This is a genomic window from Dokdonella koreensis DS-123, assembly GCF_001632775.1.
Classification (GTDB): domain Bacteria; phylum Pseudomonadota; class Gammaproteobacteria; order Xanthomonadales; family Rhodanobacteraceae; genus Dokdonella; species Dokdonella koreensis.
Map to the genome: position 1 here is coordinate 3,557,104 of NZ_CP015249.1, position 13,034 is coordinate 3,570,137.

Annotated in this window: 7 protein-coding genes and 1 pseudogene; 6 read left to right on the forward strand and 2 right to left on the reverse strand. The window is 70.4% G+C overall.

Annotation, left to right across the window (positions count from 1 at the left end):
* Positions 1-62 precede the first annotated feature (62 nt).
* Positions 63-4,000 (forward strand): annotated as a pseudogene (gene hrpA / locus I596_RS14530) (ATP-dependent RNA helicase HrpA).
* A gap of 49 nt (positions 4,001-4,049) precedes the next feature.
* Here hrpA and I596_RS14535 read toward each other — a convergent pair.
* The gene (locus tag I596_RS14535; RefSeq protein WP_083965607.1) at positions 4,050-4,430 is read right to left on the reverse strand and encodes a hypothetical protein; all 381 of its coding nucleotides are present in this window, start codon (positions 4,428-4,430) and stop codon (positions 4,050-4,052) included.
* 474 nt (positions 4,431-4,904) lie between these two features.
* Here I596_RS14535 and I596_RS14540 point away from each other — a divergent pair, with 474 nt between their 5' ends.
* The 4 genes from I596_RS14540 (at position 4,905) to I596_RS14555 (ending at position 11,386) form a co-directional block, all read left to right on the forward strand.
* Complete coding sequence (locus I596_RS14540) at positions 4,905-5,750, forward strand: hypothetical protein (protein ID WP_150132184.1); 846 nt, start codon at positions 4,905-4,907, stop codon at positions 5,748-5,750.
* A 93-nt stretch (positions 5,751-5,843) separates the two neighbouring features.
* Complete coding sequence (locus I596_RS14545) at positions 5,844-7,979, forward strand: RelA/SpoT family protein (protein WP_223303842.1); 2,136 nt, start codon at positions 5,844-5,846, stop codon at positions 7,977-7,979.
* Positions 7,980-8,059: 80 nt separating this feature from the next.
* Positions 8,060-10,594 (forward strand): serine/threonine-protein kinase, encoded by a 2,535-nt coding sequence (locus I596_RS18170; RefSeq protein ID WP_083965609.1) that lies wholly within the window; start codon positions 8,060-8,062, stop codon positions 10,592-10,594.
* A 9-nt stretch (positions 10,595-10,603) separates the two neighbouring features.
* Positions 10,604-11,386 carry an NRDE family protein gene (locus I596_RS14555; protein ID WP_067649461.1) on the forward strand — a complete coding sequence of 261 codons (783 nt, stop codon included), beginning with the start codon at positions 10,604-10,606 and terminating at the stop codon, positions 11,384-11,386.
* 66 nt (positions 11,387-11,452) lie between these two features.
* On the opposite strand, the gene I596_RS14560 is transcribed toward I596_RS14555, so the two are convergent.
* Complete coding sequence (locus tag I596_RS14560; RefSeq protein WP_067649464.1) at positions 11,453-12,277, reverse strand: hypothetical protein; 825 nt, start codon at positions 12,275-12,277, stop codon at positions 11,453-11,455.
* Positions 12,278-12,445: 168 nt separating this feature from the next.
* Here I596_RS14560 and I596_RS14565 point away from each other — a divergent pair, with 168 nt between their 5' ends.
* Positions 12,446-12,853 carry a hypothetical protein gene (locus I596_RS14565; protein ID WP_067649467.1) on the forward strand — a complete coding sequence of 136 codons (408 nt, stop codon included), beginning with the start codon at positions 12,446-12,448 and terminating at the stop codon, positions 12,851-12,853.
* Positions 12,854-13,034 lie beyond the last annotated feature (181 nt).

Here is a 13,034-nt window from a genome sequence, read left to right on the forward strand (position 1 = left end):
GCCGGGGTTCCTGGCCTGCTCCGACTGCACAGCAAGACGCGCCGCCCGGCGTGCGAGAAGCGATGAACGACCTTTCCGACATCAGGACCCTGCTCGACGGCGTGCAGTCGCGAGACCGCGGCCGGCTCATCGGACGCTGGCGCAAGCTGGCCTCTGCCCAGGGCCAGCAGCCTTCCGCACCGGCCGGCCCGGCGCTGGCCGCACTCGCCGAGGCGGTGGCGACCTCGCGCGCGCGCGTGGCGGCGCGGGCCGCGCGCGTCCCGCCGATCCGCATCGACGAAACGTTGCCGATCGCCGCCCAGGGCGATGCGATCGTCGATCTGATCCGCCGCTATCCGGTAGTGATCCTGGCCGGCGAAACCGGCTCGGGCAAGACGACCCAGTTGCCCAAGCTCTGCCTGGCCGCCGGGCGCGGAACCGCCGGGCTGATCGGCTGCACCCAGCCGCGCCGGATCGCCGCGCGCACGGTGGCGCGGCGCGTGGCGTCCGAGCTCGGCAGCGAGGTCGGTGGCCTCGTCGGCTTCCAGGTGCGCTTCACCGACCAGACGTCCGACCAGGCGCTGGTCAAATTCATGACCGACGGCATCCTGCTCGCCGAGACGCAGTCCGATCCGTGGCTGAGCGCCTACGACACGCTGATCCTCGACGAGGCCCACGAGCGCAGCCTCAACATCGATTTCCTGCTCGGCTACCTCAAGCGCCTGCTGGCGCGGCGGCCGGACCTGAAGCTGATCGTCACCTCGGCGACGATCGATACCGCCCGCTTCGCCGAGCACTTCGACGGTGCGCCGGTGGTGACGGTCGAGGGGCGCGCATTCCCGGTCGAGGTACGCTGGCGGCCGCCGCCGGAACGCGGCGAGGCCGGCCTGGCCGAGCAGATCGCTACGGCGGTCGACGAGATCACGGCCGAGGATCCGCGTGGCGACATCCTGGTGTTCCTGCCGGGCGAACGCGAGATCCGCGACGCCCACCTGGCGCTGTCGCGGCGAACGTACCGGGCGACCGAGATCATGGCCTTGTATGCCCGCCTGTCGGCGCAGGAACAGGATCGCGTGTTCAAGCCGGGCGCGCCGCGCCGCATCGTGCTGGCGACCAACGTCGCCGAGACCTCGTTGACGGTTCCCCGCATCCGCTACGTCGTCGATACCGGCACCGCGCGCGTCAAGCGCTATGGTACGCGCACGCAACTGGAGCGGCTGCACATCGAGCCGATCTCGCAGGCGGCGGCCGAGCAGCGCAAGGGCCGCTGCGGACGCGTCGGCCCCGGCGTGTGCTATCGCCTCTACGCCGAGGACGATTTCGCCGCACGGCCGCGCTATACCGACCCGGAGATCCTCCGCTCCTCGCTGTCCGGCGTGATCCTGCGCATGCTGAGCCTGAAGCTCGGCGACGTCGCCGAGTTTCCGTTCGTGCAGGCGCCGGTCGAGCGCGCGATCGGCGACGGCTACCGCCACCTGTCCGAGCTGGGCGCGATCGACGAGCAGCGCCGGCTCACCGCCGTCGGCCGGACACTGGCGCAGATCCCCGTCGACGTCGCGCTGGGCCGCATGCTGATCGAGGCCAACGCGCGCGGCGTGCTTCGCGACCTGCTGATCCTGGCCGCGTTCCTGAGCATCCAGGACCCGCGCGAGCGACCGGCCGATGCGCGTCCGCAAGCCGATGCCGCGCACGCCCGGTTCGCCGAGCCCAAGTCCGATTTCCTCGGCGTGCTCAAGCTGTGGACCGCCTACAGCACGGCCCACGAGGAACTCACGCAATCGAAGCTGCGCGACTGGTGCTCGAGCCATTTCCTGTCGTTCCTGCGGATGCGCGAATGGCGCGAGCTGCACCGGCAACTGCTGGTCATCGCCGGCGGCCTGGGCTGGCAGCTCGACGGACCCTCCCCGCCCCCGGCGGCGGCGTCCCATCGGCGACCGCCCGACGAGCGGCGCTCCGGCGCGGAACCGCCACCGCCCCCGCGGGCGCTGCCGCCGACCCGTACGAAGCGATTCACCGCTGCCTGCTGTCGGGCTGGCCGACCCAGGTCGGCGTCAAGGACGAGCGCGGGCAGTACCGCGGAACGCGCGAGCGCAAGTTTTCGATCTTCCCGGGCTCGGCACTGGCCAAGTCGCCGCCGCAGTGGGTGCTGGCCGGCCAGATCCTCGATATCGCCAAGGTCTACGCGATGAACTGCGCGCGCGTGGACCCGGCCTGGATCGAACAGCAGGCCGCCCACCTGGTGCGGCGCGCCTGGCGTGATGCGCACTGGTCGCGCAAGCGCGGGGCGGTCGTCGCCTACGAGCAGGTCACGCTGTTCGGCCTGACGCTGGTGGAGAAGCGCGCGGTGCAGTTCGGCACGCAGGACCCCGCCCAGGCGCACGCGATCTTTCTGCGCGAGGCGCTGGCGAGAGGCGAGATCGACGCCCGCGCCGACTTCGTCCGCGCCAATGCGCGCGTGCTGGCCGAGGCCCGTGACATCGAGGCCAAGCAGCGCCGCAGCGGACTGCTCCGGTCGGAGGACGAGCTGGCCGGGTTCTTCGACGGCCGGCTGCCCGCCGACATCCACACCGCTGCCGCCCTCGACGCCTGGTACCGGCGCGCGTCACCGGCCGAACAGGCGGCCCTGCGGTGGTCGCTGGCCGACGTCATGGCCGGTGGCGGCGGCCTGGCCGCCCGCGATTTTCCGGCCAAGGTGGAGGTCGCCGCGCACGCGCTGCGCTACGACTACCGCTTCGTCCCCGGTGATCCGGCTGACGGCGTCACCCTCAACGTCCCGCTGGCCCTGGTCAATGCGCTGCCGGCCGCCTGCTGCGAATGGCTGGTCCCGGGCCTGCTGGCCGAGAAGGTGGCCGAGCTGATCCGCGGGCTGCCCAAGCCGCTGCGCCGGAACTTCGTGCCGGCGCCGGACTTCGCACGTGCCTTCGTGGAAGCCGAGCCACCCCGCGATGCGCCGCTGGCTGGCGTACTGGCGGCCTATCTGCGCCGCGTCACCGGCGTCGAGATCGATGCCGGCGCTTTCGGCGGCGCCAGCCTGCCCGCGCATCTTTCGATGCGCTTCCGCGTCTACGACACGGACGGACGCACGCTGGCCGAGGGGCGTGATCTGGCGGCGATCCAGCGGCAATGGAGCGGCGCGGCCCGCGCTGCGTTCTCGCAACAGGCCGATGCCGACCTGACCCGCGAGGACGTCGCCGAATTCGATTTCGACACGCTCCCCGAGCGCGTCACCTCGCCCGCCGGGCTCGATGCATTCCCCGCCCTGGTCGACCTCGGCGAAAGCGTCGCCTTGCGCGTCTTCGAGCGCCGCGACGAAGCCCTCGCCGAGCACCGTCGCGGCGTCGAGCGCCTGCTGCGGCGCAGCCTGGCCGGCGAGCTCAAGCACGCACGCCGGCAGCTTCCGTTGAACGGCAAGGTCGCCCTCAAGTGGGCGCCGCTGGGCAGCGCCGACGGCCTGCGCACTGACCTGGTCGAGGCCGCACTGGTCCAGGTCCTGGCCGATCGCGACCTGGCGGTCCGCGACCGTGCGGCGTTCGAGCGACTGCGCGCCGGCGTGGCGCACGACCTGTTCCCAGCCGCCGTCGCCGGCCTCAAGCGCGCCGAGGCGATCATCGAGGCCCATGCAGCCCTGGCACCGTGGATGGAGCCGCCGATCGTCGGCTTCGCCCGCGCCAACTACGACGACCTGCGCGAGCAACTGGCGGAGCTGGTCTTTCCGGGCTTCCTGCGCGAGGTGGCGCCGGCACGGCTGGCGCACTACCCACGCTACCTGCAGGCGATGCGCCTGCGCGCCGAACGTCTGCGCCAGGATCCTGCACGCGACCAGGGACGCATGCTGGGCGTCCAGCTCTACTGGCGCGAGTACCTCAAGCGCCGCGCCAGCGGTGTCGAGGCGGCGGCGCTGGAAGAACTGCGCTGGCTGGTCGAGGAGCTGCGCGTCTCGGTGTTCGCGCAGGAGCTGAAGACCGCCGAACCGGTGTCTCCGAAACGGCTGGCCAAGGCCGTGGCCGCCCTGCCCTCGTAGGCACACCGGGCGCCGCGCGGGCGCCGGTGAAGGTCGACCGGTCAGCCGGTCAGCGGATGCGACGCACCCGCAGCCGGCAATCGCAGCCTTCCACTTCCATCAGCCAGCTGCCGAACATCATCGGCTGGATCTTGACGGCCGGGGAGGACAGGCTGATGTCGTTCAACCCGGTCTGCACCTGCTGCCATTCCTGGCCGTTCTCGAGCTTGAACACCGTATTGCCGCGCCAGCCGGTGAAGTCGCCGGCAATCCGGCTGGTCACCGCTTCGCGCTGGGTGCCTTCCGGATAGAAGTAGCGCGAGGCCGCGGGACGGCCGACGACGGTCTCGGGAATGCTGGCTCCCTGCCGGCGGAGCCAGTCGTTCAGGAACTTCAGCTCCTCCGGGGAAAGCTTGTCGAGGCCCGCGGCGCTGAAATCGCCCTGGGACATGCGTTCCTCGAGCGAGGAAAACGCGGACTGAGCGCCGGCGGCGGCCGCAAACGACGCAAAAGCCAGACACAGAAGTATACGAATTGGACGCATGGGTTCGATCGACGGACGAGGCCGGAGGGATGAAAAAGCGGCAGGGGTCGCGTTCAAAATGGGAACTTAACAGATGCAGCAGACAAAACAAGGCGTTACACTTGCCCCGATCGCGAGTGTAGCATGGCGCCAACCGTGCTCACGCGGTACATGGGTGCGCGACCGGCTTGGGGAAACTCCATGGCGTGACAGCCCCGTTCGTTCGTTGCCGTTACGGCTGCCCGTGACGGCTAGAGATGTGCCTTGTGCTCCCGCTGCCAGAGACCCGCCTGAATGTTTTCATCGAAGTCCGTAACAAGCTTGATCGTCCTCGCCGGTGCCACGTTCCTGTGCACGGCAGCCTCCGCACAGACCTCGGTCCTCGTCAAGGATCTGCCGCCAATGACGATCACGGCGCCGGGCATGAGCTATGCCAGTGGCAACGGCACCATCGAGCTGCGCGTCCCTACCAGCGGCTTCCTGCTCTGCGCCAACCCATTGGCGCCGAATCAGAGTCCGCAGTTCACCGCGATCACGCTCACCCCCGAGTACGGTGGATGGGCGTTGCCGACGGCGAAGGACGTCAACAGCTTCACCTACGGCGCCGGCGGCAACCAGTTGCGCATCAACAACACTGGTCTCGGCGGAACCTCTTCGCTGGTCTGCCACGCCGCCAGCGCACAGGGCTGGACCATGTCGCCGTTCCAGGGCGGCTTGTTCTATGACGCGTTCGAGCTGGCCCTGCCCGCCAACCCTTACGGCACGACCGAGAACGTCGTGGCGTCCGTGACCGGGCTGACCTCGTCCGGCACCTATGCGCCGAGGATGCTGACCCAGACCTATACCAACGGTGGCATGTGGGTGTACATGTACATGTTCGAGGTCTACGGCCAGAACCGGATCAACAGCACCAATCCGAACGTCAACATGCGCGTCAGGGACGCCTACGACGCGACGCGGCTCGGCAACGTGGCCTGGTCCTGCGAGCTGGACCAGCTCCCGTCGGGCAACCTCGACCTGCGCACCCTCTGCCCGAACGCGCCGGTGACCACCGGCAACATCGAGTTCTCCTATTACCTGGACAGCGCACCGAAGCGGCGCTTCATCATCGTCCACCGCGTCGTCCAGGGCACGCAGCCCCTGGGTTCCGCGCCGCTCGCCGGTGCGGCGGTGTTCGTCGATCCGCGCGCGCCCAAGGCGGACCTCTTCGTCGGCGACAACGTCGTCTTCAGCGTACCGCCGCAGTAGTCTCGCCTTCGTCCACCCAAGGCCTCAATCGGACCGAGAGCGCCCTTGATGGGCGCTCTTTTCGTTTCGGATCTCGTCTCGAACCTCCACGCCGTGAAACAAGCGACCGCACCTTCTCTACCAGCGGCCGAATCGCTGCCAGGCGAAGCGGCTCGCGCGGCGCGCCTGCTCGAAGCCGCCCTGACCCAGGACGCCGCCGCAAGCGAGCGCTGGAGCCTGGGCGCAGGCCCGGAGCTGACGGCCACGCTGCGGCGGCTCGACCAGCTCGATGTCGGAGCCGATGCGGCCGCCGCCTGCATCCTGCACGCGATGGTGCTGGCCGACCTCGCGCCCTCCGCGAAGGACCTCGCCACTTTTCCGGTGGCGGTCCGCGAACTGCTCGACGGGCAGCAGGCGGCCGAACGGATCTGGCAGTTGCATGCCGGCGGCGTCAGCGGCGGCGCCGAGGGGCTGCGCCGGCTGCTGCTGGCGATCATCCGCGACCTGCGCGTCGTCTTCATCCTGCTGGCGCGCCAGGCGGCGCGATTGCAGCAGGCGGCCGACTGGCCCGAGCCGCGGCGCCGCGCGCTCGCGCAACTGACGTTCGACATCCATGCGCCGCTGGCCAATCGCCTCGGCATCTGGCAGCTGAAGTGGGAGCTGGAGGACCTCGCGTTCCGCTACCTGCAGCCGGAGACCTACAAGCGCATCGCCCGCCTGCTCGACGAACGGCGCAACGATCGCGAGGTCTGGATCCGGCAGGCACGCGAACAACTGGAAACCGCCCTTGGCCAGGCCGGCATCTCGGCGCAGATTTCCGGCCGGCCGAAGCACATCTATTCGATCTGGCGGAAGATGCAGCGCAAGGGAGTCGAGTTCTCCGAGCTCTACGACGTCCGCGCGCTGCGCGTCCTGGTCGCGGACGTGCCCGCCTGCTACCTCGCGCTGGGCGCCGTGCATGCGCTCTGGTCGTTCATTCCCGGCGAGTTCGACGACTACATCGCCAACCCCAAGGGCAACAACTACCAGTCGCTGCACACGGCGGTGATCGGTCCGCAGGGGCGCCCGCTGGAGGTGCAGATCCGCACGCCCGACATGCACGCGCAGGCCGAGCTCGGCGTGGCGGCCCACTGGCGCTACAAGGAAGGCGGCGGCGGCGACGCCAGCTTCGAGCGCAAGGTCGCCTGGATGCGCCAGCTGCTCGAAAGCCGCGACGAACACGACGACGACGCGCTGATGGCCGGGTTCCGCACCGACATCATGGACGATCGCGTCTACCTGCTTACCCCGAAGGGCGAGGTCAAGGACCTGCCGCGGGGTGCCACCGTGCTCGACTTCGCGTACCACGTGCACACCGATGTCGGGCATCGCTGCCGTGGCGCCAAGGTCAACGGCCGCATCGTTCCGCTCAACCATCCGCCGGAAACCGGGGACCGCATCGAGATCCTGACCGGCAAGGTCGCCGAACCGCGGCGAGACTGGCTGTCCGCGCACACCGGCTACCTCACCACCCACCGGGCGCGCGAGAAGGTCCGCGCCTGGTTCAAGCGCATCGACCTCGCCCAGAACGTCGCGGCGGGCCGGGCGCTGCTCGAACGCGAACTGAAGCGGGTCGGCCTGTCCCATGTCCATCTCGACGAGCTGCCGGCGCTGTTCAAGTTCAAGTCGCAGGACGAGCTGCACGAGGCGCTCGCGCTCGGCGACGTCACCCCCGGCCACATCGCCCGCATCCTGCACGAACGATCCGCGCCGCCGCCGGTGTCCAGTCCGCCACCGGCGCCCAAGGAACCGGCCAGGGAAACCCGCGGCAACCTCATCGTCGAAGGCGTCGGCAACCTGCTGACCGCACTGGCGCGCTGCTGCCAGCCGCTGCCGGGCGATCCGATCACCGGCTTCATCACCCGTGGCCGCGGCGTCAGCGTGCATCGCAGCGACTGCCCGCAGCTCGCGCGGCTGCGCGCCCGTGACGGTTCGCGGCTGATCGAGGTGGAATGGGGAACCGGCTCGCAGTCCTACGAGGTCGACGTGCTGCTGCGCGGCTACGACCGCAAGGACCTGCTGAAGGACGTCACCGCGGCGGTCGCCGCCGCCAAGGTCCACCTGCTCGGCATCCACTCCCGGCTCGACGAGGCACGCGGCATCGCCGAGATGAACCTCGGCCTCCGGGTGGCGGATTTCGGGCAGCTGAGCACCTTGCTCGACCGGCTGCTGGCCCTGCCCAACGTCGTAGAGGCGCGCCGCATCGTCTGAAATGCGGCCGGCTGCTATGCTTCACGGCCAAGACCGGGCGCCGCCGGCGCCCGCCACATTGCCGCGGACATGATGCCCACGTGATCGAGATACCCGGCTACCGCCTGTTGCGCCAGCTCGGCCGAGGGGGCATGGCCACGGTCTATCTGGCGATCCAGGAATCGGTCGACCGCGAGGTCGCGCTCAAGGTGATGTCGCCGGCGCTGCTGATCGACCCCAACTTCGGCGAGCGCTTTCTTCGCGAGGCGAAGATCGCCGCGCGGCTGCATCATCGGCACGTCGTCGGTGTTCACGACGTGGGCCGGGCCGGGGACTACCACTACATCGCGATGGAGTACCTGGCCGGCGGGCCGGTCCTGCTGAAGGACGGCCATCCGCGGCCGGTTTCGTTCGCGCTGCGCACCGTCCGCGAAATCGCCGGCGCCCTGAACTACGCGCACGAGAAGGGCTTCGTCCATCGTGACGTCAAGCCGGACAACATCCTCCTGCGCGACGACGACTCGAGCGTCCTGACCGACTTCGGCATCGCCCGCGCCAGCGACACGGTCACGCGGATGACCAAGACCGGCGCGGTCGTCGGCACGCCGCACTACATGAGCCCCGAGCAGGCGCGTGGCCGGCAGATCGACGGCCGCTCGGACCTCTACGCGCTCGGCATCGTGCTCTACGAGATGCTGGTCGGACGCGTTCCCTACCATGCCGACGATTCGCTGGCGGTCGGCATCATGCACATCACCCAGCCGATCCCGACCCTGCCCGAGCCGCTGACGCCGCTCCAGCCGCTGGTCGAGCAGCTGCTGGCGAAGGAACCCGAGCATCGCTTCCAGAGCGGGCGCGAGGTCGCGGCGGCGATCAGCGCGATCGAGCAGCGGGCGGCCAGCGGCGAGTGGCCCCAGTTGCCCGACATCCAGCCCCGCGAAGTCCGCCGGCAAGCACGCAGGCCGGAAACGCGGGTATCGCCGTCGTCGCCGGAAGGCGTCACCTTCGCGCTGCCGGGCGAATCGCCCGAGCGGCAGCGCTCCGAGCCGAGCATGGGCCGGTTCGACGACATCGTGGCGATGGCCAACGGGCCGGCGCGCGCATCCCGCACGGCCACCCCGCCGCCGCGTGCACCCTTTCGGCGCAACCTGGTCGGGCTGGCCGTGGCAGGACTGGTCCTGGCCGCCGCCGGCTTCGGCGCCTGGAACTACCAGGACCGGCTGCGCACGCTGCTGCCGAACACCGAGCTCAACGACACGCTGGCGCGCGCGCAGCACGCCCTGGAGGCGGGCCGCCTGAGCGGCAGCGCGGACAGCGCGCGCGAACTGTTCGAGGGTGCGCGTTCGAGCGAGCCGGACAACGACATCGCCCGCAACGGTCTGCGCAACGTCGGCAACCGCCTGCTCGAACGCGCCCGCGATGCGCTCGGGCGCGGCGACCTCGGCGTCGCGCGCGAGTCGATCTCGGCGGCCCGTGAACTGCTCGGCGGCGGCACCGCGGTCGAAGACCTGGATCGCCAGCTGGGCCGGCTCGAGTCGCGCGGCACCGAGATCGAGGTCCTGTTCGGCCAGGCACAGGCGGCGCTCGACGCCGGGCGCATCGTCGGGCCCGAAGGCGCCGTGGACCAGTATCGCCGCATCCTGGCCGCCGATGCCGACAACGCGCTGGCGAAGGCGGGGCTGCGCAAGGCGGCCGATGCACTGGCAGCCGCAGCGCGCAAGGCACTGGCCGAATCCGATGCCAGCGCGGCGGCCAGCCGCATCGGCGAGCTCGGCGAGGTACTGCCGGACTACCCGGGCCTGCCCGAGCTCCAGGGCCAGCTGACCCAGGCGCGCGAAGCGGCACAAGCCGAGATCGATCGGACGTTGGCCCAGGCCCAGGCGCAGTTGCGGGCCGGCCAGGTCGCCGGCGCCGGCGACAACGCGGTCACGCTGTTCCAGTCCGTGCTCGCGCGGCGGCCCACCGACGCTGCGGCCAGCGACGGCTTGCGCAAATCCGCCCAGACCCTGGTCATCCAGGCCGAGGCGGCCATCGAGGACAGCAATTCCGAACGCGCCGATCGCCTGCTGGCGGAGGCCGAGCGCATCGCGCCGGGCCTTCCCGCCACGGCCGGGGCGCGCAACCGCTTGCGCGAGCTGCGCGAACGCCTGGCGATCGACCGGGCACAGGCGCCGCTGACGGTCGCCGCCCAGGAACGCGTCCGCACCCTGGTCAGCGAAGCCGGCGAAGCCGCGGCTGCCGGGCGGCTGCTGGTCCCGCCCGGCGTCAGCGCCTATGACAAGTACCGCGCGGCACTGGCGATCGACCGCAACAATGCCGAGGCGCAACGCGGCCTGTCGGCGCTGTCGGTCCGAGCACGCGAGCTGTTCGCCCAGCACCTGCAGGCCGGCCAGCTGCTGGAGGCCCGCGACGAGTGGGAGGTATTGCGCCAGCTTGCCCCGGCCGATCCGGCCATCGCGCCGCTGCAGGGGCAGTTGGTCAACGCCTTCATCGACGAGGCGACCGCACGCATCACCGAAGGCCGGCGCACCGATGCGACGCGGGCGCTCGAATCGGTGCGCAAGCTGAACCCGGCCGACCCGCGCGTGGGCATGCTCGAAGAGCGGCTGCGCGCCGTGCCCGAAGGTGGCAGCTAGGCCGGCTCGATGTGCCTGCTGCTGATCGCCGTCCAGCACGTTCCGGCCAGCCCGTTGCTGCTGCTCGGCAACCGGGACGAGTTCCGCGGCCGCCCATCCCTGCCTGCCGCGCCCTGGACGGACACGCCGGAGGTGGTCGGCGGGCGTGACCTGGTCGCCGGCGGCTCGTGGCTCGCCATCGAAGGTGGCGGCCGCTACGCCGCGGTCACCAACCTGCGCAACGGATTGCCGGCGACGGCACCGCGATCGCGCGGCCTGCTGGTCGGCGACTACGTCCGCGGCAGCGTGTCCCCGGATGCGTTCCTCGCCCAGGTGCGGGCGCAGATCGAAACCTACGGCCCGTTCAACCTCATCGTCGGCGACGCCGAGGGCGCCTGGCTGCTCGCCGGGGGCAGCGCGGCGATCCATCGGCTGGAGCCCGGCGTGCACGTGGTCAGCAACGGCCGGTTCGGCACGCAATGGCCCAAGACCGAACGCCTGCGCCGGCGCTTCGCCGAAGCCGTGGCGCGCGCCGATCGCAGCGACGACACCCTGCTGGCCCTGCTGGCCGATACCTGGCAGCCGCCGGACGAACAGTTGCCCGACACCGGCGTGGGCCTGGCGATGGAGCGGCGCCTGGCGCCGGTCTTAGTACAGGGCGAGCACTACGGGACCCGCGCCAGCACCTTGGCAGCGGTCGACGCTGCCGGGATCCCGCGACTGGCCGAGGTGCTCTGGCCGGGAACCGGAGAGCCCTCGCCCGCCACGCGCTGGCGCTACGAGGGCAACTGGGTTCGCGACCTGCCGCGCTGACAGGGCCGAGGCGACGGCCGGCGCGGCCGTGCCGCTGCCGCTGCGCGACCGGCAGCGGGAGCGGCGTCAGAAGCGCAGGCGCAGATAGGCCGATGGCCCGTTGAGCTTGATGTCGGCCGTCGCGTCGAGGCTGCCTTCGCTGCCGTTGAGCTTGATCCGCGACACGCTGTACTCGGCGCCCAGGCCCAGGTTCTGCCACGGGAACCACTCCACGCCCAGCGAACCGTTGTAGATGTGGCCCTCCAGGGAGCCGCCGTTCTTCTTGACGCCCGAGATGTCGATGTAGGTGCGCAGGTTGTCGGAGAACGCATGCCGCCACCCCAGCTGCACCAGCGGTGCCACCGCGTCGTCCTTGTAGCCTTCGGTGACGATGGCGGTCTGGCCGTCGAAGGTGGCTTCGCCGCGAACACGCGCGTCGAGGCGATACCAGGCCGCGCCGAGGCCGAAACCGAACACCGTCCGCTCCCCGCCGAACCACCACCGGTACGCGGCGTTGCCGAAGTCCATCTGCAGGCGCGTGTCGAGCACGGCATTGGCGTCGAAATCGGTACCGCCGAAGCTGAACGGCTCGAGCAGGGTCAGCGAACGATCGCGCTTGAGGCCGTAGTAGTCGAACGAGAACCCCTGCGAATCCATGATCAGGAAGTCCAGGCGCGCGCGGCCGACGGTGTCCTTGAAGTCGCCGACGTCGAGCCGGCCGCTCTCGGCACCGCTCTGGTTCTCGCGCAAGGTCAGATCCAGGTCGGCATCGGCGCGATAGCCACCCAGCCAGATGCTGATGCGGTCGAGCGCCTGCGAAGGCGCGGCCTGCACCACCGGCACGGCCAGGACGGCACCGATGCCCAGGGCGAGAGCGGAGAGGGAGCGAACTGCGGCATGCGTGCGGGTCATGGCGGGATCTCGGTCGTGAAAGCGGGATGAACAATTAACATTTTCAGAATGAATCATCCCCCTACGCACGCGCTGGCGGGCCCTACAGTTGCGAATGCTAACGGCTCTCATTAGAATTTCTGTTTCGCTCATGCTTTGCGCGGCAGCGCATCCCCTCATTCGGCTCTCGTGTCCATCGTCCCGTTCCGGCACTGTTTTCGCGTCCTGCTGGTTCTCTCGCTCCTGCTGACCGGCGGGTTGTCGAGCGGATCGATGCCGGCGTGGGCCGGTGCCGACGGCGATCACCCCGCGGCAGCGGACGACATCGACTGCCCGGCCCGCATGCTGCTGGCCCCGACCGACGAGGCACCCGAGCCGGACACCGGCCAGCACGACGCGGAGCCCTGCAAGCGGCGGCGCGTCGAAACCGACGTCGTCTCGCCGCAGCGCGACCCTGCCGCTGCGGCCATGGCGATGGCCTGCCAAGGGCCGCCGGTCGTACCGGTCGAGCTGCATCGGCCGGCAACGCCCGGTCCCCTTCGCGGCGAATCCCGCTTCCTGCGGGCCTGCCGCGGCCGCGCACCACCGCTCGGCTGAGAAGCGCGCAAGCGCGCTGATCCCTCCAGCCCATCCTCGACCGGATGCCCTGACGGCACACGGCCGTCATCCGCTCCGGCACGTCCCTCCGCCCGACGCCCTTCGCGCCGCCCGTCACCGGCGTCGTGCGCATGCGCCCGGCACACCGGCCGGTCGCCACGCCTTCTTTCATCCAACGGAA

Excerpts from the sequence above, each read along its gene's own strand:
- I596_RS14535 (WP_083965607.1), bottom strand. The coding sequence starts at position 4,430 with ATGTCCCAGGGCGATTTCAGCGCCGCGGGCCTCGACAAGCTTTCCCCG.
- I596_RS14540 (WP_150132184.1), top strand. The coding sequence starts at position 4,905 with ATGACGATCACGGCGCCGGGCATGAGCTATGCCAGTGGCAACGGCACC.
- I596_RS14555 (WP_067649461.1), top strand. The coding sequence starts at position 10,604 with ATGTGCCTGCTGCTGATCGCCGTCCAGCACGTTCCGGCCAGCCCGTTG.
- I596_RS14560 (WP_067649464.1), bottom strand. The coding sequence starts at position 12,277 with ATGACCCGCACGCATGCCGCAGTTCGCTCCCTCTCCGCTCTCGCCCTG.